A 26563-nucleotide genomic window follows, 5' to 3' on the forward strand; every position below is an offset into this window, starting at 1 on the left:
GCGCGATGCCGACTCGACGCGGAACACATTGGCGCCCGTCCGCGCCGGGCGGGCCTCAGGCCGACACGCCGGCTTTGCGCGCCGCCACCTGGCGATACGAGTCGTCTTCGCCCAACGCCGATTCCTGCCACGCCGTGTAGACCAGTTTGACGACGTGGTCGTCCAGGCTGTCGCGACCGCGTTGCACGATCGTCTCCCACGGCGCATCGGTCGCGACGCTCGCTGGCGACGCGCGATTGCGCGCCACGGCATCGGCGACCGTGGCCACCGCCAGCAGCACGCCCCGCCACAGATAGCGGCAGGCCGCGTCGCGATCGGGCATGAACCGCTGCAGCGTTCTCATCGCGTGGGTCGCGGTGACCGTATGCAGCACGGTGAAATCGTCGCCCGACGCGTATAGCTGCAGCACGGCCTGGCGGATGCGTTCCAGACTCAGCGCGGGCGGTAGCGGCACGCCGCGGGCGAAGAACGGATCGCGCGAGACCGCGAGCATTCGGTCGACGATCGGTCCCTGGTAATCCCGGCGGTCGTCGAAACGAGCCACGACCTCATCGATCAACGCCTGCGGCGAACGCTCGTCGGCCCACCAGGGCATCGCGAAATCGACGTACTCGGCCGACCACGATGCGAGCGCGTCGGCGAGTTCCTCCACACAGCCGGACTCGACCGCGTACGCGGTGCGGATCAGGTCATGGAACGCCGAGCTGGCCACGCCGGGCAACAGGCGCGCAATCCACTGCGCGAGCACGGCCGGCGCACCCGAGGCATCCAGTTGCGCGGCGAAGAACGCCGCATCGCGCGCGAACTCGCCCGCGCCCAAATGCGGCGGCACATGCGCTGCATCGGCTTGAGCCGCTTGGGTTAACTCGGGCCTGGGTTGCAGCCGCCGCGCGTAACGCTTGGCGAAGCGATCGATCTGCGCATCGTCGGCGCCCATCCGCCACAACGCAATCGTCGCCATCGGCAGATGGTTGGAGAGCCGCTCGCCGTACAGCGGTGAGTAACGCCGGAACGAACGCAGCATCCGCTGCAACGGCGCGTCGTCGGTCCGACGCGCGATCATCGCAGTGCGGCCCCCATCCTGCGGATTTGACGCCGAGACCGGCGCGTGTCGCAACGATAGGCACCGCGGCGACGATCGCCCGGCCTCGCGCGGACCACGTATCGGATCGCGCGCGCGCCCGCAGGCGACATGACGTCAGCCCGCGCCCGAAGCCGCGGGTCGCAGTTCGAAGGACACCGGATCGCCCGTAGTCGCCGACGGCGCCAGCCACAGATCGAACAGGCCCGGTTCGGCGATCGGCCGGTTGTCGACGCCGCGGAACTGCAGATCGTGGCGGCTCAAGCGAAACTCCACGATCCGGCTTTCGCCCGGCGCCAAGGCGATCTTCTCGAAACCCTTGAGTTCGCGCAGCGGCCGCACCCGGCTGGCGACGCGGTCGTGCACGTACAGCTGCACCACTTCCTCGCCGCCGCGCGTGCCGACGTTGGCGATGCGCGCGCGCACCGCCAGCGTTTCGTCCCACTCCAGTTGCGGCGCGCTCAACTCGACTTCGCCGTACTCGAACCGGGTGTAAGTCAGACCGTGGCCGAACGGATACAGCGCGGTATTGGCAGTCTCGCGCCAACGTGTGCGGAAGGCTTCGAAACCGCCCGGCTGATACGGCCGGCCGGAGGACGGATGGTTGTAGTAATACGGCTGCTGCCCCGATTCGTGCGGGAAGCTGATCGGCAGCCGTCCGCTGGGGCTGTGATCGCCGAACACCAGATCGGCGAGCGCATGCCCGGTCTGGCTGCCGAGGAACCAGGTCACCAGGATCGCGTCGGCCGCCTGTAACGCCAGGCTCAGCGCGAGCGCGCGGCCGTTGCGCAACAGCACGATCACCGGCGTGCCGGTGGCGATCACCGCCTCGACCAAGGCCTGCTGCGCCGCCGGCAACACGATCTGGGTACGCGACTGCGCCTCGCCGGTGAAACGGGTGGGCTCGCCGACCGCCAGGAGCACCGCCTCGGCGTCGCGCGCGGCGGCCACCGCCGCTTCGATGCCGCCCTCGATCGCATCTTCAATCTCGCAGCCTTCGACCACGGTCAGCGAATCGGGATCGTCGAGCGCCGCGCGCAAACCGGTTTCCAGGTCGATCTCGCGGGTGCTGTCGCCGAAGATGTTCCAGCAGCCGGCCAGGTTCTCGCGATCGCGCGCGAACGGCCCGATCAAGGCGATGCGCTGTCCCGACTTGCGCAGCGGCAACACGTCGCTCGCGTTCTTGAGCATCACCACCGACCGCCGCGCCGCATCGCGCGCCAGCGCGTCGTGCTCGGCCAGATACGGCGCCGGCCCTTCCGGCGGCACCACCAGCGAGCGATACGGATTGTCGAACATGCCCATGCGCGCCTTGACGTCGAGGATGCGCCGTACCGCCGCGTCCAGCGTCTGCAGGCTGACCGCGCCTTCGGCGACCAAAGTCGCCAGATGATCCATGAACACGCCGCTCTGCATGCTCATGTCCAGACCGGCGTTGAGGCTGAGCTGCGCGGCGTGTTTTTCGTCGGCGGCGTAACCGTGCGCGATCAGTTCGAAGTCGGAGGTGTAATCCGACACGACGAAGCCTTCGAAGCCCCATTGCTCGCGCAGGATGCCGGTCAGCAGATCGCGATTGGCCGTCGCCGGCACGCCGTTGATGTCGTTGAACGAACTCATCACCGTCAACGCGCCGGCGTCGATGGCGGCCTTGAACGGCGGCAGATGCACGTCGTGCAAGGTCTGCGGCGACAGATCGACGGTGTTGTAATCCAAGCCCGCGCTCACCGCGCCATAGGCGGCGAAATGCTTGAGCGTGGCCAGCAACGAATCGTTCGCGGTCAGGTCCTCGCCCTGAAATCCGCGCACCCGCGCCGCGGCGAACTGCGAAGCCAGATAGGTGTCCTCACCGGTGGTCTCGGCGACCCGGCCCCAACGCTGGTCGCGCGCGACATCGACCACCGGCGCGAAGGTCCAATGCAAACCTTCGCGCGTGGCCTCCACCGCCGCCGCGCGCGCCGTCCGCCGCGCCAGCTCGGGTTCGAAACTCGCCGCTTCGCCGAGCGGAATCGGAAACACCGTGCGCATGCCGTGGATCACATCGGCGCCGAGCAACAACGGAATCCCGAGCCGGCTTTCCTCCACCGCGATGCGCTGCAACTCGCGCCCCTCGGCCGCGCCCACGCCGTTGAACAGCGCGCCCACCTCGCCCGCCTGGATCAGCTCGCGCGTGCGCTGCGGGCCCCATTGGAACGAATCGGGATTCACGTCGAACGCGAACGGTCGGATCGAATCGGCCAACACCGACAGCTGGCCGATTTTTTCCTGCAACGTCATCCGGCCGAGCAGTGCATCGATATCAACGCGATCCGACATTACGAGAGGCACCTGTGCGTGAAATTATCGTTCAGTTATGGTATGTAAACGGTTACATGACTGTCAACTTGCGCGCTGGCGCAAAACCGGAACGCTATCGCGAATCCCCACGGTCCGGACACGGCTCCGGGATCGGATCGCGCTGCGCGGTTCGCTATCGGGCCCCATAGCCCATAAGCATGCCGGCGAACGATCCACGTTCGCGTCCTGCATTGGCCGCGAGCCGTCCAAGCGCCGATCGCGACCGTCTCCGACGCTGAGACGCCGCCGTCGTAGCCTGCGGCGATGGACGCATACAAACCCCAGGCTCCCATCAAAGGCCGCGGCGCCGCCTCGCGCGTGCCCGGCCGCTTCGAGCGCCGCGTCGCCATCGGCGAGGACGACGGCTGGGGTTCGGTCTACGAGGACCTCGGCGAGGATGCGCCGCGTCCGCAAACCACCGTGCAAGAAGAACGCGCGCGCTCGATCATCAGCCGCAACAACTCGCCGGACATCGGCTTCTCGCAGTCGGTCAATCCTTATCGCGGTTGCGAACACGGTTGCGTGTACTGCTTCGCCCGCCCCAGCCATGCCTATCTGGACCTGTCGCCCGGACTGGATTTCGAAACCCGCCTGTTCGCCAAGACCAACGCGGTGGAGCGCTTGCGCGAGGAAATCGCCAAGCCCGGTTACGTGCCCGCGCCGATCGCGCTGGGCATCAACACCGACGGTTATCAGCCGATCGAGAAACGCTACCGGCTGACCCGCAATATTCTGGAGCTGCTGTCCGAGTGCGGACATCCGGTCAGCTTCGTCACCAAGAGCGCGCTGATCACGCGCGATATCGATCTGCTGGCGCGCATGGCCGAACGCCGGCTGGTCAGCGTGTATCTGTCGGTGACCAGCCTGGACAACCGGCTGTCGGCGAAACTCGAACCGCGCGCGGCCGCGCCGCATACACGCTTGAAGACCATCGCCGCCCTGCACGAGGCCGGCGTGCCGGTCGGCGTACTGGTGGCGCCGGTGATCCCGATGATCACCGACGCGGATCTGGAACACATCCTGGAAGCGGCGCGCGAAGCGGGCGCGGCGGCCGCGGGCTACGTGCTGCTGCGTTTGCCGCATGAGCTCAAACAGATCTGGCGCGAGTGGCTTGAGCTGCATTACCCCGACCGCGCCGCCCACGTCATGAGCCTCATGCAACAGATGCATGGCGACAAGGATTACCGCAGCGAGTTCGGCCAACGCATGCGCGGCCAGGGCCCGTTCGCCGATCTGTTGGCCCAGCGTTTCCGCAAGGCGCATGCGCGATTGGGTTTCGGCAGATTGCCGGCGCTGGACACCGGTGCGTTCAAGGCGCCGCGCGAATCCTCGCGTCAGGGCGAGTTGTTCTGATTGTCCATAGCGCGCTGTCGAACTCTCCCTCTCCCGCAAGCGGGAGAGGGAATGGTTCCGCGGCAACGGCCTCACTCGATCGCGAACGTCGCGCTCACCGACGCATTGACGCTGATCTGCCCCACCGACAAGGTGTCGCTCTCCGACGCGTCTCCGCCGGCGGCGCTCTGCATCACGTTCTGCATCATCTGGCCGCCGCCCGCGCCCCAACCGCCTACGCCGCGCCACCAACCGCCCGAGTACGATTCCGACATCGACTGCACCGCGCCGCGCTTGACGCCCATGGCCTGGGTCAGCGCATCGGCTTTCTCCTTGGCCGCCTGCACCGCCAGCGCGCGCGCCGCGTCGCGGTGCTTGCGCAGCTGCGAGGTGCGGAATTCGATACCGTGGATGTACTGCACGCCGTTGGCGAGCAGGCCGGACAGCACGTTCTCGAAGTCGTCGACGCGGGTCAGGCGGATGCCGATGCTCTTGCGCACCACATACACCAACGGCACCACGCGGGTGCGCGTCAACGCAGCGCGGTTGTCGCCGTCGTATTCGTAACGCGGCTCGATGTTGACGAAATCGGTCTGCACATCCTTATCCGGCACGCCGCTGCGCTTGAGCAGGGCCAGCGCACCGCGGACGCTGTCGTCGTTGAGCTTCTTGGCTTCCTCCAGTTGCGGATGGCGGGTTTCCACGCCGACGTTGAGCAGGATTTCGTCCGGCGCGACCTTAATCTCGGCCGAACCGGACACGCTGACGCTGCGTTGTCCGGGCGCGGGCGCGGCGGCGAACTGCGCGGCGGCGGGCACCGAGGAGAGCGCGAGGGTGGCGAACAGCAGTAACGACTTTGCGTGCATGGCGTGGCTTCCTGTCGAGTCGTTCGGAGGGACGCGGACGATCCCGCTTCCAATGAAACTCAATGCGCGAAATCGACCGCCGCCGCGTCCACGGCGCGGATCACCGGGCCGAAGCTGCGCACGTTCGATAAGGTCGCGTTGTGATGAGCGCGGATCTGCGCCGCATCGGCATGCGGTTTGTCGTGGGTGGTGTGGCCGTCGGCGATCAAGGTCACCGGATAACCCAACGCCGCCGCGCTGCGCACGGTAGTGTCGACGCAGAATTCGCTGGCGTAGCCGGCGATCAGCACGTGGTCGGCCTCCAGTTCGCGCAGCTGCGCCTGCAGATCGGTGCGCAGGAACGAATCAGGCGTGGTCTTGCGCACGAAGCGATCGCCGTCGCCCACCTGCAGGCGCGGGTCCAGGCCCCAGCCGTCGCCGCCGTGCGACAACGGCGAGGCGGCACCGGCCTCGTGCTGGACGAACACGACCGCTACGCCGGCGGCGCGTGCGCGCGCGGCCAACGCGTTGATGCGCTCGATCACTGCCGCCGCTTCGGCCGGGGGCGGATCGGTCTGGAACAAGCCGCATTGCACGTCGATCACCAACAAAGCCGCCGTCATGCCGTCCGTCCTGGCTGTGGGTGCGGCTATCCTAAGCGCAAGCAGCGACCCCGGCTTATGCCGTTCATGCTGACCGATCCCACACTTTGCGCGCACGTCCGGACGGGCTAGCCTTCAGTCTGCGGCGGCCTGGACCGCGGCACCCGCCTCTGGAGCTCCGACGTGCCCGAATCGCTGTCCCAGCTGTGGCAGGATCTGATCCGCATTCCCCATCTGAGCCTGTATCTCACCGCGGGCTGGATGTTCTATCTGATCTGGCTGGGCCTGTGGATCGTGCTGCAGAAGCGCGAGCCGGTGGCGACCATCAGTTGGCTGGTCAGCCTGGCCGCGCTGCCTTACATCGGCTTCTTCATCTACTACTTCTTCGGCCCGCAGCGCATCCATCGCCAGCGCCTGCGCCGGGTGCGCGCGCGCGCCGCGCTGCCGCCGCCGCCGCCGGGCCTGACTCCGTCGCAGGAAGCCATTGAACTTGCCAAGCTGGGCCAGGCCACCACTGGCCTACCGCCGACCACCGCCACCGACGCGCGCCTGCTGATCGACGGCGGCGCCAAGTACACCGCGCTGCTGGCCGATATCGCCCAGGCGCGCGAGCACATCCATCTGGAGTACTACATCTATCAACCCGACCGCACCGGCACCGCGCTGCGCGATGCGCTGATCGAACGCGCGCGCGCCGGAGTCAAGGTGCGGCTGCTGCTCGATGCGGTCGGTTCGGGCTCCACGTCCAGCCGCTTCATCCGGCCGCTGATCGAGGCCGGCGCGGAAGTGGCGTGGTTCCATCCGATGAAGCTGCGCTGGTTCTGGCGGCGGCCGTGGTTGAACCTGCGCACGCACCGCAAGATCGTGGTGATCGACGGCAAGGTCGGCTACACCGGCGGCATCAACATCACCGACGAGGAAGATGAGCGTCTGCGCAAGGACGCCTACCGCGACCTGCATCTGCGCCTGGAAGGCGATGTGGTGCGCGAGCTGGAACTGGTGTTCATCGAGGACTGGTGCTACGCCACCGGCCAGCCGCCGATCCGGCAGATCCACCCGGCGCCGCACCCGGGCGCGATCGCCGCGCAAGTGGTCAGCTCCGGCCCGGATTCGGGCTGGGAAGCGATCCATCGCGTGCACGTGGGCGCCATCCACGCCGCGCGCCGCCGGGTGTGGCTGGTCACCCCGTATTTCGTCCCCGGCGAAGCCGCACGCATGGCGCTGACCTCGGCCGCGCTCGGCGGCCTGGACGTGCGCCTGCTGGTGCCGCGGCTCAGCGACAGCCGTCTGGTCACCTATGCGGCGCGTTCGTATTTCGACGAGCTGCTCGAAGCCGGGGTCAAGATCCACGAGTACGGCCCGCGCATGCTGCACACCAAGGCGCTGCTATGCGACGACGAAATGGCGATCATCGGCAGCGCCAATTTCGATCACCGCAGTTTCCGCTTGAACTTCGAGATCTCGGTGATGTTCTACAACGCCAGGCTGGGGGGCGAGCTGGCCGCCTTGATCGAACAGGAATGCTCGCGCGCGCCGCGGGTGCGTGGCGACCGCGAGCGCTCGCTGTGGCGCTCGCGCTTGCCCGAAGCTTTGGCGCGGCTGGTTTCGCCGTTGCTGTAGACCAGTTTCCGCCGGCCGGGCCGGTACGCATGGCGGGCGATCCGACCTGCGACCGCTGCATCACGGCTACGGCTTAGGTTGCGGCGCTAGGTCGATGCAACGTGGTCGCGGCTCGCGCCGCTCCTACAGGGGCTATCCGGTGCCTCGGAGGCGGTTTGTAGGAGCTGCGCAAGCTGCGACCGCGACACCGCGACTGCGGCGTGGCCGCGTCGCGAGGTCGATACAACGTGGTCGCGGCTCGCGCCGCTCCTACAGGGGCTATCCGGTGCCTCGGAGGCGGTTTGTAGAAGCTGCGCAAGCTGCGACCGCGACACCGCGACTGCGGCGTGGTCACGTCGCGAGGTCGATGCAACGTGGTCGCGGCTCGCGCCGCTCCTACAGGGGCTATCCGGTGGCTCGGAGGCGGTTTGTAGGAGCTGCGCAAGCTGCGACCGCGACACCGCAGTTACGGCGTGGGTAGCGATGCGAGCCGGTACGGACCGGATACCGCCACGGTTCGCCACAGGCCGCTCCGGGCAGCTTCGGGGGCCGTTGCCCCGCCCGCTGGCGCCGCGGGCGCACGGCTATGTGCCGCCGGTCGCAGCCAGGGCCCGCCCTAGCTGTCGCGGTCACCGGCCCGCGCTACACTCGACCCGGGCCCGCCGAGGCCCACGGCCCACGGCCTTCGCTCCGCACCGCGCGGAACGGGTCGGATACGGGATTTCGAATTCGTCAGGGAGCACGCCGCAATGCCTTGGGTTTATCTGCTGCTGGCCATCGCCGCGTTCGCGCTGGCGCTCAAGACCACCTCGCCCGCGTTGATGGCCGTCGGCCTGCTGGCCGCGCTCGGCCTGATGGTCGCCGGCGTGATGAGCCTGTTGGCGCGGCGTCTGGACAACACCAGCCGCGACGTCTCGTACATCATCGATCCGGTCGAACTGCGCCGCCTGCGCGAGGAAGCCGAAGCGCGCAAGCTCGCCGCCAATCAGTCCGAGCCGCCGCAGCGCTGATCCGTCCGGCGGCGTCGCCGCCGGCGCTCGTCATCCACGCGCAGCCACACTGCGCACTCGCCGTCACTCGCGCGGCGCGCTAGGCTTTCGCCATGACCGCCCTGAGTGTCAACGTCAACAAGATCGCCGTGCTGCGCAATTCGCGCGGCGGCGGCGAACCCGATGTGCTGCGCGCCGCGCGCGCCTGCCTGGATGCGGGCGCACACGGCATCACCGTGCATCCGCGTCCCGACGCGCGTCATATTCGCGACTACGACGTACTCGCGCTCGCCGAGTTCGCCCATGCGCGCGGCGTCGAGTTCAACATCGAAGGCAATCCGTTCGCGCCGCCGCGCGCGGGGTATCCGGGCCTGTTGGAACTGTGCCGGCTGGCGCGGCCCGCGCAAGCCACGCTGGTGCCCGACGGCGACGACCAGCTGACTTCCGACCACGGCTTCGATTTTGAGCGCGATGCGCAGCGTCTGCGCCTGCGCATCGCCGAACTGCGCGAACTGGGTTGCCGGGTCAGCGTCTTCGCCGACGCCGACCGCGAGGGCATCGAACGCGCGGCGGAACTGGGCGCGCAGCGGGTCGAGCTGTACACCGGCCCGTATGCCGAGGCGTTCGCCGAAGGCCGCGCCGACGCGGCGCTGGCCTTGTTCGCCGACGCCGCCCGCCGTGCCCAGGCCGTGGGTCTGGGCGTCAACGCGGGCCACGATCTGAGCCACGCTAATCTCGGCGCATTCCTGCGCGGCGTGCCGGACGTGCTCGAAGTCTCGATTGGCCACGCGCTGATCAGCGAGGCCTTGTACGAAGGCCTGGATGCGACGGTGCGCGGGTATTTGCAGGTGATCGCTAACGGGCGTTGAAGTGTTTGCGCCGTCGAGGCGATCAGCCCTCGCTACGAATGTCCCGTCTCCTCATTTCCGCGAAAGCGGGAATCCAGGGCCTTTCGCGCGAGAAGCATAAACGTGCACAAGCACAGGCTTCACGGCAAAGAATATCCTGCGCGGTCCTGGTCGGATTCCGACCTGCGAGACTTCGTGGGCTTTCGCTCAAAAGGTCCTGGATTCCCGCCTTCTCGGGAATGACGACTGGTAGGGACGCTGTACGTCGGAAATTTCTCGTGCGCCGCTAAACACCGCGAGCGAAGAACGGCTGCAGGTAGCAGCCGCTTTCCGTCGCTATCGATTCGCCATAACCCAAGCCCGCGCGTAATCGAATTGCGATCAGCGCGTCGAGATATTGCGCACGCCGCTTTCCTGCGCGGCCGACAGCGCATGCGCGAAGCCCTGGTAATCGGCATCGGCGTTGGCGCCGACCTCGACGATCGTATCGGGCTGCGCACGGACGATGGATTTGAGCGCCGCCGGCAATTCGCCGGCCGTCAGCGACTGGCCATCGAGTTGGAAACTGCCGTCCTGCTGGACCATCAATTCGACGCGAGGCGGCTGCTTAGCCGTGTTCGGTCCTGGCACGGGCAGAGTGAGATTGAGATTCCCGGTCAACGCCGGCGCAGTCACCATGAAGATGATCAGCAAGACCAACATCACATCGACCAGCGGAGTGACGTTGATCTCGGCCACCGTGGGGTTGGCGGAGTACGTGGATGCGGAGTACGCGGAGCCGGCCATAAGCACCTCCATCCTTGGGCGGGATGCCCGCTTTTACGTTAAGCCCGTCACGGTCCCGGGCGCAAGCGGTCACATTTGCCCGGTCCGACTCGAGCCGGCCCGGCCGTGCCGACACGCGAGCGCGTGGATGCGGTTTGGCACCGAAGCGCTGCCTCACCAGCGCCAAAAAAAACGCCGCCCCTGAGGGCGGCGTTCTCACGACGGTAAGCGTCGGTTTCGGACGGAATTACTTCTGGACGAAACCGATCTTTTTCATGTCTGCGTTTTTGGCGTAAGCCAGCACCTTGGCGAGGATGCCGTATTCGGCGTCTTCGTTGGTGTCGATTTCTAGCAGAGGTTGATTGGTGGGATCGCGTTGAACCGTTTCCTTCATCATCCCCGGGATCGCCGTCAACGGCGTGGGGTTGTTGTTCCAGAACACCTGGCCCGTGGCATCGATCCGCAGCGTGATCGGCGGCGGCGGTTCCTGCGGTACGGGCGGTGGGTTCAACGTCGGTTGCGGCAGGTTGACGTCGATCGGGTAGGACACCGTCGGCGCCGTGACCATGAAGATGATCAGCAGCACCAACAGCACGTCGACCAGCGGGGTCACGTTGATGTCGGAGATCGCGCCGCTATCGGAGTTGTTGCTGAAAGCCATATCTGCGGTCCCCGATTAACGTTCTTTGATCGCGACGAAGCCGACCTTGCGCATGCCTTGACGCTGCGCAAGGGTCACCACGTTGTTCACCAGCTTGTACTTCGCGGTGCGGTCGCCACGGACGTTGATCTGCGGCTGCGGCGTTTTCTGCGCTTCCACCGACAAACGGCTTTCCAACTGGTCCAAGGTCACCGGCTCGTCGTTCCAGAAGATCGAGCCGCTTTCCTGAATCGCCAGCGTGATCGGCGGCGTTTTCGCCTCCACCTCTGTCTTGGCGAGAGTGGCTTCGGGCAGCTTGATTTCGACCTTATGGGTCATCAGCGGTGCGGTGATCATGAAGATGATCAACAGCACCAGCATCACGTCCACCAGGGGCGTGACGTTGATGGTAGCCATCGGGCCGTTGTCGTTGCCTGTACTGAAGGCCATGTCCGAACTCCAACTACGCTAAAAGTGAAGGCGTGTGTTGCTTAGCGCTTGCTCGCCACTTCGCCGACGCGCGAGCCGGTGGCGAAGAAGTCGTGCAGGTCGTGCGCGAAGGTGTCGAACTTGTTGTTCGTGACGCGGTTCAGGCGGACGAAGAAGTTGTACGCCAACACCGCCGGGATCGCGACGAACAGACCGATCGCGGTCATGATCAGCGCCTCGCCGACCGGGCCGGCAACGGCCTGAATCGAGGACTCGCCGCTGGCGCCCAGGCGCAGCAGGGCGTGGTAAATGCCCCACACGGTGCCGAGCAGACCGACGAACGGCGCGGTCGAACCGACGGTGGCGAGCACGGTCAGACCGGCTTCCAGACGCGAGCTCTCGCGGGTCACGGCCTGACGCAGGGCGCGATCGACGAACTCGGAGCGGTTCAGCGACTCGACCAGGCGCGAACCTTCGTGGCGCTGGTGGTGAGCGGCGGCCTGAGCGGCGTCGAGAGCGATCTTGGAGAACGGCTCGCTACGCGACTGTTCTTCCATGTAGCGGATCGCGTCCTGAGCGTTCGGGGTTTCCCAGAACGTGCTGACGACGCGGTCGGAAGAGCCGCGCAGGCGCAGATTCTTGACGAAATTGATGACGATCCAATAGACCGACAGAACCGACATCAGCGTGAGCGTGATGAACACGATCCAGCCGACGAGGTCGAAGTTCTGCAACAGATGCGAAAAGCTCATCTGCTGAAGCGCTTCAGCGTTGGAGCCTCCGGCGGCGGCGGTGGTGGTTTGCTGCAGCATGACGCTTACCTTTGAATGTCGTGGAAAGGAAAGAAGGTCTTACGTAAGAGCTTTGAGGCGGACAACTGTCCAACCGACCCCGATCAGGTCGGCGGGACGAAATCGACGGGCACTCGGACGCGGCTGGCGACCGGCTGACCGTTGCGAATTTCCGGATTGAAGCGCCACTTGCGTGCGGCATCCATGGCCGCGCGGTCCAGATTGCGGTTACGGCTGGACTTTTCGACCTGCACGTCCAGCACGTTGCCCTGGGCGTCGATGCTGATCACGAGGACTACGGTACCGCCCACGCCCTGACGGGCTTCGGTCGGCGGGTACTTAGGCGGGTTCAGGCGGCGCGAAGACGGATCGACGCCCGAGTTGATATCGCTGGCGGCGGACGGCGGCGACGGCGGAGCCGGCGGCGGCGCGGGCGGATCGATCGGGCTCGGATCGAGGTTCTCGATCGGCGGCTGTTCCGGCGGCGGCGGCGTCGGGGTCGGGCGGGGCGGAGACAGTTCCTTCGGAGGCTGTTTGAGCTCCTTGGGCGGTTCCGGCGGCGGCGGCGGCGGGGGGGCGGCGGCGGCGGCGGCTTGATGATGTTGACCATCACCGTCTCCTCCTGATCCTGCTGCTGAGCGGGCGGAGTCATCGGGGCCAGCAACAGCAGGAGCGCCGCGGCATGCACGGCGATCGCGCAGGAGATACCGGCAATACGTGCCCAGTTCAAACCTTCGCGGTCGTCATCATTCCTAACTTGGAGTTCGAGGTCTTGCGTCATGCCGTCAGCTCAGGAGGTGTTTCCGGACGCCGGGGCGCCTCGGGCCATCGTTCGGTTCCTGCAACCGTTTCCAGTCGCGGGAACCTCCTAGCATATACCAAACCGCGTCACAGGTTCCAAGCGCGGTTAGTCTCTTAACGCTGAAATTACTTACCTTTCAGCGCAAGAATTTTCTTGGCGTCGTCGGGTTTCTTAACACCCTTTGCGATCGCCTGCTGGGCAGCTTCCTTGGCCTCGGGGATGCGGTCTTCCTGCCACAGTACACGGGCGAGGTTGAGATAGGTCTCACCATCGGGTGCGAGTGGAGCCGCTTTCTTGTACGCGTCGATCGACTTGGCGGTCTGATCGGAGAAGTAGTAAGACTGCGCCAGCGCGACGTAGGCCTGGTAGTCCGGCTTGAGGACGCCCTTTTCCAGGCCCTCGTTGATCACGCCCGCCGCTTCCTTTTCCTTGCCGTCCAGGTTCAGGTAGGTGGAGTAGAGCTGGCGGTAGTCCTTGTCGTCGGTGAACTGACCGGAGGCGCGAACCTTCTCGAGCACCGTGGCGGCCTTGTCGAGCATGTCGGACTGCGAGTAGACCGCGGCGACGTTCATCTGCGCGCGCTTGTCGTTGGGCGACTTGGCAGCGATGGCTTCGGCGACCTTGGCCGCTTCGGCGCCCTGGTTGTTTTCGACATACGTGGCCATCAGCAACTGCTGCCACTCGGCCTTGGGCTCGGGCGAAGCGTCGACGGCTTCCTTGATGACCTTGGCGGCCTCCGGATAGCGCTCCAGACGGTACAGCGCGTTGCCCTTGACGATCAGGTGCTCGGGCTTGGTGCTCTTGGACTCGCTGAGGAAACGGTCCATGGTCGCCAGCGACTCGGCGTACTGGTCTTCCTGCAACTGCAGCTGGGCCAGCACGAACATGCGGTCGAAATGGCTGTTGTTGTCCAGGCCGCCGATCTCGATGGCCTTCTTCAGGTACTCCATCGCGGCCTTGTTGTCGTCGGCGTCGTAGGCGACCTGGAAGCCGATCTGCGCGGCGAAGGAGCGCTCGTACGCGTTCAACGCGGCGTCGGCGATGATCGCGTCGGCCTGGGCGCGCGCGTCGGCCGTCTTCTCCTTGTCGAAGGCGTCCATCATCTTCTGCAGCTTGCTGCCGCCCTTGGACGAGGCCTTGGCGTCGGGCGAGGTGCGCGTCGCGTTGGGGTACTGGTTCTCGGCCGGCTTGGACGAGCCGCCCTTGTTGTTCTTGGCGGCGCGGCGCTCGGCGGCGCGGTCGGCCGCGCCCTGGGCGCCCTGGGCGTTGACTTGCGTGACAGCGCCGAACACCAGCACCGCACCGATGGCGGCGGCGAGCAGGGTGCTATGGCGGGTGGGTTGCTTGTTCATGGACTCACCTCAAAGAGCTCAGCAGCCGCAGACCAGAGGCCTCGCGGCGGGAACGGCGCAAGGCCAAGGGGCCGCCAACCTAACAGAAACCTGGGGCGGCGCGATACGGGTCTGCACACCCTTTTCACGTTCAGTGTTATCCACACTTGGGCGTACGGCCGCCGGCGCGGGCTTGCTCGTAGACCGGCATCAGCGAGCCGGCGCGGGCGCCGAGCTCCTGGATTCGGGCCTGCGGATCGGGGTGGGTGGACAGCCATTGCGGCGGCCGCGAGCTGCTCGCGGAGATCATGTTCTGCCACAGATTCACTGCCTGGCGCGGGTCGTAACCAGCCTGGGCCATGAGCCGCTGGCCGACCACATCGGCCTCGCTTTCCTGGGTGCGCGAGCCCGGCAGCAGGAACGCGGTCTGCAGCGCGGCGCCGCCGAGCTGGCTGGTCGCGCTGGCCGCGCCCTCACCGTAACGCGCGCCCATCAGGCTGCCGAGGATGTTGAGCGCGACCTGGCTGCTCATCTGGCGGGTGATGCGCTCATCGTGATGGCGCGAAACCACGTGGCCGATCTCGTGCGAAATCACCGCCGCCAGCTGGTCCTGGTTCTTGGCCGCAGTGAAAATCCCGGTGTTCACGCCCACCTTTCCACCCGGCAGCGCAAAGGCGTTGGGCGAATCGTCGACGAACACCGCGACCTCCCAATTGGCCTGCCAGCCTTGCGGCAGTTCGCGAGTGATCGAGTTGACCACGCAGCGCACGTAGGCGTTCTGGCGCGAGTCGGTACTCAGGCGTTGCTTGCTCTTGGCGTCGTCGAAGGCCTTCGCGCCCATCTGGTCGAGCTGGGTCTGGGAGATCGCGCCCACGCGCTGAGTGCGCCCGGTCGGCGAGGTCGTGGTGGCGCAGGCGGCGGCGACCGCGGCGATCGTCAGTCCGAGCAGAAGGCGTTTCATCGCAAGCTTTCCCCGTAGCGTTGCCAACCTTGTAGCCCGGCCAGGATTAACGAATCGTCAATTGCCGTCCCGGCCTTCATGGCCCGGCCAGCAACGCCAGGCAGGCGATCAGATTATTGCCGGCATGGGCCAGATAAGCGGTCCACAGGCTGCCGGTGCGGCGGTAGATCCAGGCGAACGAGGCCCCCATCGCCGCGTACACCGACCACAACAGCACCATGCCCCAGCCCTGGGTGGCGCCCAGCCCGGGCGGCTCGTGAACCCAGGCGAAGGCGAGCGAACTCAGGGCCAGGCCCAGCCACGGCCGGCCCGCGGCCCACAAACGCCCGAACAGCACGCGGCGAAACAGCAGTTCCTCGTACGCCGGCGCGATGAGCACGGCGAACGCCACCACCACGATCGGATGATCGGCGACGATCTGTGCGAAGACTTGATTGGTCGGTGTGAGATCGATGTTCGCGCCTTGCGCGAAAGTGTGGATCAATGCGCTGTAACCGGTGCACACGAACACGCTCAGCGCGACCCAAGCCCAACTCGACGGACGCCACAGCGCGCGCCACGATTCGCGCCGTTCGACTGCGTTCGCACTTCGACGAAAGTAGTAGACGATCAGCGCGCTGATCGCGGTCGCGACCAGGCTGATTGCGACCGTCGTGGGCAAACTCGGCCCGGTTTGCGCGGGCGCGACGCCGCGCACACCTTGCACGAACGCCCACGCCGCGATGGCGGCGACCGACAGGCCGCCGAGCAGGGCGAGCGATAACAGCAAGTCGATGAAGAAACCGGCGACTGCGGCGAGGGCCGAGACCGGCGGCTGCGACGAACGCGGACGCGAGGTGTGCGTGGATGGCGTCTGCGATGCGAGTGCGCGATGCGCGAGCGCGCCGGCAGCGACGCCGCGCTCGCCCGGCTCGGCGTGAGCCGGTCCGGGCGACGAATCCCCGTAGGGGACTCAGACGTCGAGATTGGCCACCTTCAGCGCGTTGTCCTCGATGAACTCGCGGCGCGGTTCGACCACGTCGCCCATCAGGGTGCTGAAGATCTGATCGGCGGCCACCGCGTCCTCGATCCGCACCTGCAGCAGGCGGCGGGTTTCGGGATTGACCGTGGTGTCCCACAGCTGCTCGGGATTCATTTCGCCCAGGCCCTTGAAGCGCTGGATCGCGCGGCCTTTCTTGGCTTCCTCGAGCAACCAGGCCTGCGCCTGAGCGAAGCTCACCACCGGCTGGGCGCGGTTGCCGCGGATGATCTGCGCGCCGTCGCGGATCAGGCCGTGCAGTTGCGCCGCCGCTTCGCGCAGCGAACGCAGCTCGCCGCCTTCGAACGCCGACAACGGCAGCACCTGGGTCAGTTGCTGGCCCATGTGCGAACGCGTGACCAGCAACGCAGCCTGACGGGTTTCGTTGGCCGGATGCAGTTGCAGCGCATAACGCGGCTTGCCCAGACCGGTCTGGTTGAGGCGCTTTTCCAAGGCATCGAGCTCATGCCGCTCGTCGATGTTCTTGAGCAGGTGTTCGGTGTCGAGCGGAGTGAAATCGATCAGCGCCTGCAGCACGTTGGGATCGTAACGGTGCGCGTTGCGGGCGATGGTTTCGCGGGCGCCGGCATAAGCCAGCAGCAACTTCTCCAACGCCGCGCCCTCGATCGGCGGCTCGCCCGTCGCCGGAATCAACCCCGCGCCTTCGACCGCGTTGTTGGCCAGGTACTGATCCAACGCCGCATCGTCCTTGAGGTAGATCTCGTTCTTGCCTTGCTTGATCTTGTACAGCGGCGGCAGACCGATGTAGATGTGGCCGCGCTCGATCAGCTCCGGCATCTGCCGATAGAAGAACGTCAGCAACAAGGTGCGGATGTGCGAGCCGTCGACGTCGGCGTCGGTCATCAGGATGATGCGGTGGTAGCGCAGCTTGTCCGGGTTGTACTCGTCCTTGCCGATGCCGGTGCCGAGCGCAGTGATCAGGGTGCCGACTTCGGCGCTGCCGAGCATGCGGTCGAAGCGCGCGCGTTCGACGTTGAGGATCTTGCCCTTGAGCGGCAGGATCGCCTGGGTCTTGCGGTTGCGGCCCTGCTTGGCCGAGCCGCCTGCGGAGTCGCCCTCGACGATGAACAGTTCGGACTTGGCCGGGTCTTTCTCCTGGCAGTCGGCGAGCTTGCCGGGCAGGCCGGCGATGTCGAGCGCGCCCTTGCGGCGAGTCAGGTCGCGCGCTTTGCGCGCGGCCTCGCGCGCGGTGGCCGCTTCGATGATCTTGCTGGTGATCGCACGCGCTTCATTGGGGTGTTCCTGCAGGAACTCCTCCAAACGTGTACCGAACGTGTTCTCAACGACCGGCCTGACCTCGGAACTGACCAGTTTTTCCTTGGTCTGCGAGGAAAAGCTCGGGTCCGGCACCTTCACCGACAGCACCGCGATCATGCCTTCGCGCATGTCCTCGCCCGAGAGCGCGATCTTGGACTGCTTGGCCGCGCCGCTCTTCTCGATGTAGCTGGCCAGCGTGCGGGTCAGCGCAGCGCGGAAACCGATCAGGTGGGTGCCGCCGTCTTTCTGCGGAATGTTGTTGGTGAAGCAGAACATCGTTTCCTGATAGGAATCGGTCCACTGCAACGCCACGTCGACGGTGATGCCGTTCATCTCGCCCGACACCGAAATCACGTTCGGGTGCAGCGGCGTCTTGAGCTGGGCCAGATGCTCGACGAAGGAGCGGATGCCGCCTTCGTACTGGAACAGATCGCGGCGGCCTTCGCCGCGCTCGTCGACCAGAGTGATCTTGACGCCGGAATTGAGGAACGACAGCTCGCGCAAGCGCTTGGCCAGGATGTCGTAGTGGAACTCGACGTCGGTGAAGATTTCCACCGCCGGCTTGAAGCGCAGCAGGGTGCCGCGCTTGGTCGAGGCTTCCAGCTGCTTCAGCGGATAGATCGGCTCACCCAGCGCGTATTCCTGCTGGTGATGGAAGCCGTCGCGCCAGATGTTGAGCCACAAGTGCTCGGACAGTGCGTTGACCACCGACACGCCCACGCCATGCAAGCCGCCGGAAACTTTGTAGCTGTTGTCGTCGAACTTGCCGCCGGCATGCAGCACGGTGAGGATCACCTCGGCCGCGGACACGCCTTCTTCCTTGTGGATGTCGACCGGGATACCGCGACCGTTGTCGTAGCACGAGACCGAACCGTCTTCGTGCAAGGTCACGACCACATCGTCGGCGTGGCCGGCGAGGGCCTCGTCGATCGCGTTGTCGACCACCTCGAAGACCATGTGATGCAGGCCGGTGCCGTCGTGGACATCGCCGATGTACATGCCTGGGCGCTTGCGCACAGCCTCAAGCCCGCGCAAGACGGTGATCTTGCTCGAGTCGTAGGTCTGCGGGGTTTGCGCGCTTTGCGGCGGGGTCGAACCGGTGGCCGATTCTGTCGAGGGGTCGTTCTCACGGTTGGTCATTGCGTCAACAGGCTCCGACGACGCGGGCTCCGGCGGGGCCGCCGGGCGCGTCGAGACACATAATGAAGTGATTGAAGTATAGCAGGCGGGAGGGGCTGCCGCCCCGAGCCCTCTGGCGAGGCGTGGGAGCGCCGCAGCGGCCGACGGAGCGGATCCAGACCGCCCCGGCCGCGGAACGCGGTGGAAACCGCCGCCAGCGTTCATTGGGAGCGTATGCGATGGGGCCGCCCAAGCCACTTTTAAACCACGCCGGCCCAATGTTCCACGTGGAACAGTAGCCCCTGTAGGAGCGGCGCAAGCCGCGACCACGCCACAGCACCAACGACATCGCCCGGTGAGCGCTCCGTAGCTCCGGCCGTTAGTCGATCAAAGCGCCGCGCGCCCGATCAGCCCTACAAAGGCCGCAACTCCCCATGTTCCACGTGGAACCTACTCACCTCGACCTGGATCCCCGCCAAAGCCGGCGGCGCCTCCGTCCCGGTGATGAACACCTGCGCCCCTGAAGCCAGCAACCGCTGCAGCACCCGCTCCTGGTGATTCCGATCCAGCTCCGAAGCCAAATCGTCCAACGCCACCACCGGCCATTCGCCGCGGATGGCGGCGTGGTGCTCGGCCTGGGCCAGCAACGCCGACAGTGCGGTCAGCTTGGCCTGGCCGCGCGAGAGGGCATCGCGCCCTGGAATCCCCCCGAACCCGATGCGCCAGTCGGCCCGATGCGGTCCGACCGAGGTGTAGCCGGCCAGCTGATCGCGATCGCGCGCCAGCAGCAGCGCATCGGCCAAGGGAAACTCGTCGCGGCGCCAGCCCGGGAGGTAATCAAGCCGCACCTCGCCCAGCGCGGGCGCCAGCTCCGCGGCCAACGCGGCGAATCGGGGCTGCAGCTCATCGAGATACTGCTGGCGGCGGCGGCTCAGCGGCTCGCCGGATTCGGCGAGCTCCCGGTCCCAGGCATCGATCTGCCCATCGCGCGCCCGCGCTTTGAGCAGGGCATTGCGCTGTTTCAGTGCCCGCGTGTACCGACGCCACAGCGGCGTGAAGTCATGTTCCACGTGGAACAGCCCCCAATCGAGGTAGCGCCGCCGGATCTCCGCCGCGCCGGTGATCAGGGAATGGCTGCCGGGTTCGAAACTGACCACGGCCAGCGCCGCACACAGCTCACCGAGCTGGGACACGGCCGCGCCATCGAGCCGCCCGACCCAGTCCTGACCGCTGTGGCGCAGCCCGGCCTTGCGGCGCTGATCGCGCCGCGCCTCCTGCCATTCGACGAAGATTTCCAGAGCGGGATCGCCCGCGCGGACCAGGCCATCGCGAACCCGTCCGCGGAAACTGCGGCCATAGGCCATCAGATGCAGGGCTTCGAGCAGGCTGGTCTTGCCCGCGCCGTTGTTGCCTGTGATCAGATTGATCCCGGGCGCCGGCAACAAGCTCACTTCGGCGAACCGGCGGAGACCGCGGGCGTCCAGGCGGGTTACGTGCATGGTGGAATGATCGCAGATTCAGGGGAGAGGGCGGCTGGGTAGGGCCCTATCAACACTTCTCGCTGTTCGCGGCAAAGCTTCGTTCGCCCCTCTAGGAGCGGCGCGAGCCGCGATACACCGAAGCGATGTTAGAAAGCGTTGGTTCCGAAGCCCATAAACCGCACTGGTAGTGGGCCCCTGTGATCGCCGGTGAACCTCTTCGGAGGGGGGCGGAGATATCAATCGCTTCGGTTGATCGCGGCTCGCGCCGCTCCTACAGGGGGCGAACGAATTGCATCGAGGTTCGGACAAACAAAAACGCCCGGCATCGGCCGGGCGTTTCATGTTCCACGTGGAACCAAGCCGGTTCGGCGCTGGGTCAGAGGCGCAGCGGCATCACCACATGGCGGCAACGTTCGTTCGACGCCTCACGCACCAGGGCCGAGGAGTTGGCGTCGCGCAGGGCGATCACCACGTGCTCGTCGCGCAACGCGGTGAGGGCGTCCAGCAAGTAGTTCACGTTGAAGCCCACGGCCAGGTCGTCGACCTTGGTGTCGGCTTCGACTTCTTCCTGCGCTTCTTCCTGTTCCGGGTTGTGCGCGCTGATCTTGAGCTGGCCCGGGGTGACTTCGATTCGCACGCCGCGGTACTTCTCGTTCGACAGGATCGCCGCACGCTGCAGCGAGGCGCGCAGCACTTCGCGCTCGATCCGCACTTCCTTGTCGGCGCCGATCGGAATCACCGCCTCGTAATCCGGAAAACGGCCGTCGATGAGCTTGCTGGTGAAGGTGACATCGTCGCGCTTGATCCGGATGTGGCCGCGGCCCATTTCCAGCTCGACTTCGCGATCGCCGCCTTCGAGCAGGCGCTGCAGTTCCTGCACGCCCTTGCGCGGCACGATGATCTGGCGCTTGGTCTGCGAACCGCCTTCGAACGGCGCTTCGCACAACGCCAGACGATGGCCGTCGGTGGCCACGCAGCGCAGGCTGGTTTCGCGCAGGTCGAACAGCAGGCCGTTAAGGTAATAGCGCACATCCTGCTGGGCCATCGCGAACGCGGTGCGTTCGATCAGTTCCTTCAGGGCCGCTTCCGGCACGCGCACGCGCTCGGTGGCTTCGACCTCATCGATCGACGGGAAGTCGTTCGCCGGCAGGCTGGCCAGGGTGAAGCGTGAACGGCCGGCCTGGACGGTGATCTTCTCGGCCACCTGAGTGACCGTGACTTTGCTGCCGTCGGGCAGGGCGCGAATGATTTCGAACAGCTTGCGCGCCGGAATCGTGGTTTCGCCGTCCTTCGCATCGTCCACCGCAACGCGGGAAATCATTTCGACTTCCAGATCGGTACCGGTCAGCGAAAGCTGCCCGTCCTTGACCTGTACCAGCAAGTTGGCGAGGACCGGCAAGGTCTGCCGGCGTTCGACGACATTGACCACTTGGGCCAACGGCTTGAGAAAGACTTCGCGTTGCAGACTGAAACGCATGCGGACCCCTTGGCCGTCTGTGGGCGCAAGCCCAATTACTAAAGAGATGTATAAATCAAAAGCTTAGTGGCGGTGGAGCGGCGAAAATCGTTGGAGAACTGGCTTAAACCATTGATCTACATGCGATTTTCGGTACTTCAAAAGCGGGTAGAACTGGCACTGGGGGCCAGGTAGAACCTGTGGATAAATTAGGCGCCTGGTGGCGGCCTCGAACTTATCCACAGTTTGTAGGGATATCATCCCCCAAGTTATGCCTTTCGCATCAGTAACTTAGGGATTACCTTTATTCCATCGACCCGGTGCGACCTCGAAAACACCGCGCCCGACGCCGAACGAGTTGGATCCGACCCGCCACCTCCGCCCCGTTCCTGCAGCTGTCGGCCTTGCGATCTCAGTACTGATGAGCGCGGCCTGCAAGCGCGGTAGAACCCAACGGATGAAGCCCGCGATCGAAACCTGTTCCGCGTTCGAGCCCGGATATCGCCGAGCCGCCGCGTCGAACGATCCACTGCAAGCCGACAACCTCGGCCCGCATTCGAACTGTTTCCGGCCCGCAAACAGGCGCGCCGTACCTGCGCATCGACCGCCGCCGATGCTTACCGGCCCGCGTCGTGCGTTCTACCCGGCCCCGTCTTGCCGCGGCCGGGCAAACCCGTCACTCGCTGAGCTTACGGATCAGCTTGTCCCAGTCTTCCCGCAGTTTGCCGTCGGTTTCCATCAAGGTGCGGATCTGACGGCAGGCATGCAGAACGGTCGTGTGGTCGCGACCGGCGAAGGCATCGCCGATCTCCGGCAGCGAGTGTTCGGTCAGTTCCTTGGTCAACGCCATGGCGACCTGGCGAGGACGGGCGAGCGAACGCGTACGCCGTTTCGACAACAAGTCCTTGATCTGGAGGCCGTAGTAGTCTGCCACGGTCTTCTGGATGTTGGGGATGCCGATCGCGTGCTGCTGCGCACGCAGCAGATCGCGCAGGGTTTCCTGGGCGAATTCGACCGTGACGGCCCGGCCGGTGAAGTTGGCGCGCGCGGTCAGGGTGTTGAGCGCGCCTTCCAGGTCGCGCACGTTGCTGCGCATCTTCTTGGCCAGCAGGAAGGCGACTTCCTCCGGGATCGCGGCGCCGCGTTCCTTGGCCTTGGAGATCACGATCTGGGCGCGGGTCTCGAAGTCCGGCGGCTCGATCGCCACCGACAGGCCCCAGGCCAGGCGCGACTTGAGCCGCGGCTCCAGGCCTTCGACTTCGCGCGGATAGCGGTCGCAGGTCAGGATGATCTGCTGCTTGCCGTCGAACAGTGCATTGAAGGTGTGGAAGAACTCTTCCTGGGTGCGGTCCTTGCCGGCGAAGAACTGGATGTCGTCGATCAGCAGTGCGTCCACGCGTTGGAACTGGCGCTTGAACTGGTCCATGGTCTTGTCCTGCAGCGCCTTCATCATCGCGCTGAAGAACTGTTCCGAACGCAGATACATCACCCGCATGGCCGGATTGGCCTCGCGCATGGCGTTGCCGGCGGCGAACATCAGATGGGTCTTGCCCAGGCCGGTGCCGCCGTACAGCAGCAGCGGGTTGTGCGCGCGTTCGCCGGGCTTTTGCGCGGCCTGCAATGCGGCGGCGCGGCCGAGCTGATTGCTGCGGCCTTCGACGAAATTGTCGAAGGTGTAATGCGTGTCCAGATTGCCCTGGAACGGTTCCGGCGGCGCCACCGGGCGCGGCGCGGCCACGGTGATATCCGCATCGCGCAACGGCAGCGGCGCGGTGCGCGGCAGCGAGCCGACTTCCAGGCTGACGTCGTCGCTGCCGGCGAAATACGACAGCAGTTCGCGGATCCGGCCCAGGTAGCGTTCGCGCACGTGTTCGACCACGAACGCGTTGGGCGCGTAGAGCACCGTCTTGGTGTCGCGCTGCGTGGCTTGCAGCGGTTTCAACCAGGTGTGGACGTCCTCGACCGGAAATTCGGCTTCGAGGCGTTCGAGGCAGCGGGGCCAGGCTTCCATCTGTAGCGTGTCTTCTTTATGCGTGAGCATTACATGCGTGGAGCGGGGTCGGCCGTGCGCGCCGGGTAGCCTGGGCGGCGGACGAAAGCGGCCCAACGCACGATGCGGACATCGCGACGAAGGAGGCCAGGGGGTCGGTCAGACTACCATCGCCGCCGGGTCCGGAACAGGACTAATCCACAGGTTCATGCACAGGCTGGAGCGGCTGCTTCGGGGGCGCCGGTCGCGGAATGCAAACGCCAGGGGAAACAAACACTTGACCCAGGTACCTTCGACCCATAGAATCCGCGGTCCTCTACGCCAGTTACAGCCGAGCCGATCATGGCCACCAAGCGCACCTACCAGCCCAGCAACCTCAAGCGCAAGCGCGACCACGGCTTCCGTGCCCGCATGGCGACCGCCGACGGCCGCAAGATTCTCGCCCGTCGTCGTGCCAAGGGCCGCAAGCGCCTGACCGCCTAAGCGTTGCCGGCCGCCTGTCGCGATCTGTTCGATCCGGCGTTCGGCGGCCGACCGCCTGCAATGAATTCGACCCGCTTCCCGCGCATTGCGCGGGTACGCGCGCGCTCCGATTTCGATCGCATCTTCAAGCATGGCCGGCGCGTGGCGCTGCCCGTGCTTGCTTTGCATTTCCAGGCCGACGAGTCGATCGCGCCGCGCCTGGGTCTGGCGGTCTCGCGCAAGGTCGATCCGCACGCGGTCGGCCGCAACCGCATCAAGCGCGTGCTCCGCGATGCCTTCCGCCACCTGCGCGCCGAACTGGCCGGTGGCGACTATGTCGTGGTCGCGCGGCCCGGCGCATCGCGCTGCACCGGCGAGGAACTCCGCGCCGCCTTCCATAGTCTGCTCAAGCGCGCCGGCGCGCGTTCGCCGCTCGCATTGCCCGCAACTGCGGCGCCCGGCACAATGCCGGCCGCTTCCCCTTCTTCCGACACTACGCCGGACTCCGGTCCCGGCTGAGCCTGCCTGCTGCCCATGAACCAGACCCGTGCTTTCCTGATCCTCGCCTGGCTGATGGTGGCGACCTTACTGTGGATGGAGTGGGGCAAGGAAAAGGCCACCCCGCCCGCGTTGCCGCCGAGCGCGGTCGCGCCGGCCAGCAGCGTCCCGGTCGCTGCCGGCGCTGCCGCCAATGCCGCGGTGCCCGGCGTGCCGAGCGCGGCGACGCCACCGACGCCGGCCACCGGCTCGACCGTCAGCACCGCGCCAGTCACCGGCGCCGATACGCCGGTCGTGGTCACCACCGACGTATTCAAGGTGATCCTGCGCGGCGGTGAGGTCAGCGAAGCCGATCTGCTGCGCTACCCGATCACCTCCGAACCCGACAGCCCGCCGATGCGGCTGCTGGCCCACGACTCCACGTTGTTCTTCGTCGCCCAGAGCGGCTGGGTCAGCCAGGGCAATGCCGCGCCGACGCACGAGTCGGGCTTCCGCTACGCCGGCTATTCGCGCGAGCTGAACATCGCCAAGGACGCCGGCGAGATCGCCGTGCCGTTCGTGTGGACCGGCCCCAACGGTGTGAGCATCACCCGCACCTACACCTTCCGTCGCGGCGATTACGCGATCAAGGTGCGCGACGAGGTCAGCAACGGCAGCACCGTGCCGTGGCAGGGCTACGTCTATCGCCAGCTCAGCCGCGTGCCGCGCGAACTGGCCCAGAAGGGACCCTTCAGCCCGGAGCAGTACAGCTTCCAGGGCGCGGCGTGGTACAGCCCGACCGACAAGTACGAGAAGCGCAAGTTCGACAAGTTCGCCGACGACGGCAAGCTGGACAAGTCGGTCACCGGCGGCTGGATCGCGATGCTGCAGCACCATTTCTTCGCCGCCTGGATTCCGGGCGAGAAGGATCAGGGCCAGTTCTCGCTCGAGCATCTCAACGCCGGCGGCGCGCCGCAGTACCTGATCCGCGACCTCGGCCCGGGCGTCAACGTCGCCGCCGGCGCCAAGGCCAGCACCGAAGCGCGGCTGTGGATCGGTCCCAAGCTGGTCAAGGCGATCGAAGCGCAGAAGGTCCAGGGCCTGGACCGCGCGGTCGACTTCAGCAGCTACAGCATGTTCGCCACGCTGGCCGGCTATCTGTTCTGGGTGCTGGAGAAGTTGCACGGCCTGTTCGGCAACTGGGGCTGGGCGATCGTCGGCCTGGTGGTGCTGCTCAAGCTCGTGCTGTATCCGCTGTCGGCCGCGCAGTACAAGTCGGCGGCGAAGATGCGCAAGTTCCAGCCGCGCGTGGCTCAGCTCAAGGAGCGCTACGGCGAGGACAAGCAGAAGTTCCAGATGGCGCTGATGGAGTTGTACAAGAAGGAGAAGATCAATCCGGTCGGCGGCTGTCTGCCGTTGCTGCCGCAGATGATCATCTTCATGACCTTGTACTGGATGCTGGCCGAGTCGGTGGAGCTGCGTCATGCGCCGTGGATGCTGTGGATCCACGACCTGACCGCGCGCGACCCGTTCTTCGTGCTGCCGCTGCTCAACATCGCGGTGATGTGGACCACCCAGAAGCTGACCCCGATGACCGGCATGGATCCGGCGCAGGCCAAGATGATGCAGTTCATGCCGCTGATCTTCGGCGTGATCCTGGCTTTCCTGCCGGCCGGCCTGGTGTTGTACCAAGTCGCCAACGGCGGCCTGGGCCTGCTGCAGCAGTGGCTGACCACCAAGCGGTATGCCGAGGCGACGGCGGGTAAGGATAAGGACAAGGACTGAGGTCCGGTCTAAGTCGATTCGATTCGCTCACAAAGCCCGCCGCAAGGCGGGCTTTGTGTTTGTTGGGACTGAGTGGCGCGGTGTTTCCGGTTTGCCTAGGTGGGGCCGGGCCGGCTCTTGCTCGTCATTCCCGCGAAGGCGGGAATCC

At 66.0% G+C, this 26563-nt stretch carries 22 protein-coding genes and 1 pseudogene; 7 read left to right on the forward strand and 16 right to left on the reverse strand.

Annotation, left to right across the window (positions count from 1 at the left end; genetic code table 11):
• Positions 1-55: 55 nt before the first annotated feature.
• Both ACTOWJ_RS27525 and ACTOWJ_RS27530 read right to left on the reverse strand, forming a co-directional pair.
• Positions 56-1063: a questin oxidase family protein gene (locus ACTOWJ_RS27525; RefSeq protein WP_441337828.1), complete on the reverse strand. Its 1008-nt coding sequence runs from the start codon at positions 1061-1063 to the stop codon at positions 56-58.
• 135 nt (positions 1064-1198) lie between these two features.
• Positions 1199-3394: a glycoside hydrolase family 3 N-terminal domain-containing protein gene (locus ACTOWJ_RS27530; protein ID WP_441337829.1), complete on the reverse strand. Its 2196-nt coding sequence runs from the start codon at positions 3392-3394 to the stop codon at positions 1199-1201.
• A 285-nt stretch (positions 3395-3679) separates the two neighbouring features.
• Between ACTOWJ_RS27530 and ACTOWJ_RS27535 the strand changes: the two genes are divergently transcribed.
• On the forward strand, positions 3680-4768 hold the full coding sequence (locus ACTOWJ_RS27535) for a PA0069 family radical SAM protein (RefSeq protein ID WP_441337830.1): 1089 nt from the start codon (positions 3680-3682) through the stop codon (positions 4766-4768).
• A 71-nt stretch (positions 4769-4839) separates the two neighbouring features.
• Here the strand turns inward: ACTOWJ_RS27535 and ACTOWJ_RS27540 are convergent, their stop codons facing one another.
• Together ACTOWJ_RS27540 and ACTOWJ_RS27545 are read right to left on the reverse strand one after the other, a co-directional pair.
• Positions 4840-5613 carry an SIMPL domain-containing protein gene (locus ACTOWJ_RS27540; protein WP_441337831.1) on the reverse strand — a complete coding sequence of 258 codons (774 nt, stop codon included), beginning with the start codon at positions 5611-5613 and terminating at the stop codon, positions 4840-4842.
• A gap of 59 nt (positions 5614-5672) precedes the next feature.
• A complete protein-coding gene (locus ACTOWJ_RS27545) occupies positions 5673-6215 on the reverse strand; it encodes an isochorismatase family protein (protein ID WP_441337832.1) in 543 nt (180 codons plus the stop codon).
• Between the two features lie 162 nt (positions 6216-6377).
• On the opposite strand from ACTOWJ_RS27545, the gene cls reads away from it, so the two are divergent.
• The 3 genes from cls (at position 6378) to ACTOWJ_RS27560 (ending at position 9651) form a co-directional block, all read left to right on the forward strand.
• Complete coding sequence (gene cls / locus ACTOWJ_RS27550; protein WP_441337833.1) at positions 6378-7814, forward strand: cardiolipin synthase; 1437 nt, start codon at positions 6378-6380, stop codon at positions 7812-7814.
• 728 nt (positions 7815-8542) lie between these two features.
• Complete coding sequence (locus tag ACTOWJ_RS27555) at positions 8543-8803, forward strand: hypothetical protein (protein WP_441337834.1); 261 nt, start codon at positions 8543-8545, stop codon at positions 8801-8803.
• A gap of 92 nt (positions 8804-8895) precedes the next feature.
• On the forward strand, positions 8896-9651 hold the full coding sequence (locus ACTOWJ_RS27560) for a pyridoxine 5'-phosphate synthase (protein ID WP_441337835.1): 756 nt from the start codon (positions 8896-8898) through the stop codon (positions 9649-9651).
• Between the two features lie 360 nt (positions 9652-10011).
• Here the strand turns inward: ACTOWJ_RS27560 and ACTOWJ_RS27565 are convergent, their stop codons facing one another.
• From ACTOWJ_RS27565 to dnaA, 12 genes and pseudogenes are all read right to left on the reverse strand, one after another.
• On the reverse strand, positions 10012-10416 hold the full coding sequence (locus tag ACTOWJ_RS27565) for an ExbD/TolR family protein (protein ID WP_441337836.1): 405 nt from the start codon (positions 10414-10416) through the stop codon (positions 10012-10014).
• A 226-nt stretch (positions 10417-10642) separates the two neighbouring features.
• Positions 10643-11056: an ExbD/TolR family protein gene (locus ACTOWJ_RS27570; protein WP_441337837.1), complete on the reverse strand. Its 414-nt coding sequence runs from the start codon at positions 11054-11056 to the stop codon at positions 10643-10645.
• A gap of 15 nt (positions 11057-11071) precedes the next feature.
• A complete protein-coding gene (locus ACTOWJ_RS27575) occupies positions 11072-11485 on the reverse strand; it encodes an ExbD/TolR family protein (protein WP_441337838.1) in 414 nt (137 codons plus the stop codon).
• A 41-nt stretch (positions 11486-11526) separates the two neighbouring features.
• Positions 11527-12276: a MotA/TolQ/ExbB proton channel family protein gene (locus ACTOWJ_RS27580; protein ID WP_441337839.1), complete on the reverse strand. Its 750-nt coding sequence runs from the start codon at positions 12274-12276 to the stop codon at positions 11527-11529.
• 83 nt (positions 12277-12359) lie between these two features.
• Positions 12360-13036: pseudogene (locus tag ACTOWJ_RS27585) on the reverse strand (energy transducer TonB).
• Between the two features lie 146 nt (positions 13037-13182).
• Positions 13183-14409, reverse strand: a complete 1227-nt coding sequence (locus ACTOWJ_RS27590; protein ID WP_441337840.1) for a tetratricopeptide repeat protein — start codon at positions 14407-14409, stop codon at positions 13183-13185.
• A gap of 136 nt (positions 14410-14545) precedes the next feature.
• Complete coding sequence (locus tag ACTOWJ_RS27595; protein WP_441337841.1) at positions 14546-15349, reverse strand: M48 family metallopeptidase; 804 nt, start codon at positions 15347-15349, stop codon at positions 14546-14548.
• Positions 15350-15425: 76 nt separating this feature from the next.
• Entirely contained in the window at positions 15426-16118 is a 693-nt protein-coding gene (locus ACTOWJ_RS27600) for a CPBP family intramembrane glutamic endopeptidase (protein ID WP_441337842.1), read from the reverse strand.
• A 183-nt stretch (positions 16119-16301) separates the two neighbouring features.
• Positions 16302-18785 (reverse strand): DNA topoisomerase (ATP-hydrolyzing) subunit B, encoded by a 2484-nt coding sequence (gyrB, locus tag ACTOWJ_RS27605; protein WP_441337843.1) that lies wholly within the window; start codon positions 18783-18785, stop codon positions 16302-16304.
• Positions 18786-19177: 392 nt separating this feature from the next.
• Positions 19178-20263, reverse strand: coding sequence for a DNA replication/repair protein RecF (gene recF / locus ACTOWJ_RS27610; RefSeq protein WP_441337844.1), 1086 nt, complete (start codon positions 20261-20263; stop codon positions 19178-19180).
• Positions 20264-20621: 358 nt separating this feature from the next.
• Positions 20622-21722, reverse strand: coding sequence for a DNA polymerase III subunit beta (dnaN, locus tag ACTOWJ_RS27615; protein ID WP_441337845.1), 1101 nt, complete (start codon positions 21720-21722; stop codon positions 20622-20624).
• A 655-nt stretch (positions 21723-22377) separates the two neighbouring features.
• Positions 22378-23712: a chromosomal replication initiator protein DnaA gene (dnaA, locus tag ACTOWJ_RS27620; protein ID WP_441337846.1), complete on the reverse strand. Its 1335-nt coding sequence runs from the start codon at positions 23710-23712 to the stop codon at positions 22378-22380.
• Between the two features lie 321 nt (positions 23713-24033).
• Between dnaA and rpmH the strand changes: the two genes are divergently transcribed.
• The 3 genes from rpmH to yidC are packed head-to-tail and all read left to right on the forward strand — an operon-like array spanning position 24034 to position 26415.
• The gene (gene rpmH, locus ACTOWJ_RS27625) at positions 24034-24174 is read left to right on the forward strand and encodes a 50S ribosomal protein L34 (RefSeq protein ID WP_027083663.1); all 141 of its coding nucleotides are present in this window, start codon (positions 24034-24036) and stop codon (positions 24172-24174) included.
• A 60-nt stretch (positions 24175-24234) separates the two neighbouring features.
• Positions 24235-24672, forward strand: coding sequence for a ribonuclease P protein component (gene rnpA / locus ACTOWJ_RS27630; protein ID WP_441337847.1), 438 nt, complete (start codon positions 24235-24237; stop codon positions 24670-24672).
• Between the two features lie 15 nt (positions 24673-24687).
• A complete protein-coding gene (gene yidC, locus ACTOWJ_RS27635; protein WP_441337848.1) occupies positions 24688-26415 on the forward strand; it encodes a membrane protein insertase YidC in 1728 nt (575 codons plus the stop codon).
• Positions 26416-26563: the final 148 nt, after the last annotated feature.

Origin of the sequence: Lysobacter sp. CA199, from assembly GCF_052078715.1 — a bacterium.
Taxonomy (GTDB): Bacteria; Pseudomonadota; Gammaproteobacteria; order Xanthomonadales; family Xanthomonadaceae; genus Lysobacter.

Coding starts and splice junctions, on each gene's coding strand:
- ACTOWJ_RS27565 (WP_441337836.1), bottom strand. CDS start 10,416: ATGGCCGGCTCCGCGTACTCCGCATCCACGTACTCCGCCAACCCCACG.
- rnpA (WP_441337847.1), top strand. CDS start 24,235: ATGAATTCGACCCGCTTCCCGCGCATTGCGCGGGTACGCGCGCGCTCC.
- ACTOWJ_RS27595 (WP_441337841.1), bottom strand. CDS start 15,349: ATGAAACGCCTTCTGCTCGGACTGACGATCGCCGCGGTCGCCGCCGCC.
- ACTOWJ_RS27590 (WP_441337840.1), bottom strand. CDS start 14,409: ATGAACAAGCAACCCACCCGCCATAGCACCCTGCTCGCCGCCGCCATC.
- ACTOWJ_RS27540 (WP_441337831.1), bottom strand. CDS start 5,613: ATGCACGCAAAGTCGTTACTGCTGTTCGCCACCCTCGCGCTCTCCTCG.
- gyrB (WP_441337843.1), bottom strand. CDS start 18,785: ATGACCAACCGTGAGAACGACCCCTCGACAGAATCGGCCACCGGTTCG.
- ACTOWJ_RS27555 (WP_441337834.1), top strand. CDS start 8,543: ATGCCTTGGGTTTATCTGCTGCTGGCCATCGCCGCGTTCGCGCTGGCG.
- rpmH (WP_027083663.1), top strand. CDS start 24,034: ATGGCCACCAAGCGCACCTACCAGCCCAGCAACCTCAAGCGCAAGCGC.
- dnaN (WP_441337845.1), bottom strand. CDS start 21,722: ATGCGTTTCAGTCTGCAACGCGAAGTCTTTCTCAAGCCGTTGGCCCAA.
- recF (WP_441337844.1), bottom strand. CDS start 20,263: ATGCACGTAACCCGCCTGGACGCCCGCGGTCTCCGCCGGTTCGCCGAA.
- yidC (WP_441337848.1), top strand. CDS start 24,688: ATGAACCAGACCCGTGCTTTCCTGATCCTCGCCTGGCTGATGGTGGCG.
- ACTOWJ_RS27530 (WP_441337829.1), bottom strand. CDS start 3,394: ATGTCGGATCGCGTTGATATCGATGCACTGCTCGGCCGGATGACGTTG.
- ACTOWJ_RS27570 (WP_441337837.1), bottom strand. CDS start 11,056: ATGGCTTTCAGCAACAACTCCGATAGCGGCGCGATCTCCGACATCAAC.
- ACTOWJ_RS27580 (WP_441337839.1), bottom strand. CDS start 12,276: ATGCTGCAGCAAACCACCACCGCCGCCGCCGGAGGCTCCAACGCTGAA.
- ACTOWJ_RS27535 (WP_441337830.1), top strand. CDS start 3,680: ATGGACGCATACAAACCCCAGGCTCCCATCAAAGGCCGCGGCGCCGCC.
- ACTOWJ_RS27525 (WP_441337828.1), bottom strand. CDS start 1,063: ATGATCGCGCGTCGGACCGACGACGCGCCGTTGCAGCGGATGCTGCGT.
- ACTOWJ_RS27560 (WP_441337835.1), top strand. CDS start 8,896: ATGACCGCCCTGAGTGTCAACGTCAACAAGATCGCCGTGCTGCGCAAT.
- ACTOWJ_RS27575 (WP_441337838.1), bottom strand. CDS start 11,485: ATGGCCTTCAGTACAGGCAACGACAACGGCCCGATGGCTACCATCAAC.
- ACTOWJ_RS27545 (WP_441337832.1), bottom strand. CDS start 6,215: ATGACGGCGGCTTTGTTGGTGATCGACGTGCAATGCGGCTTGTTCCAG.
- dnaA (WP_441337846.1), bottom strand. CDS start 23,712: ATGGAAGCCTGGCCCCGCTGCCTCGAACGCCTCGAAGCCGAATTTCCG.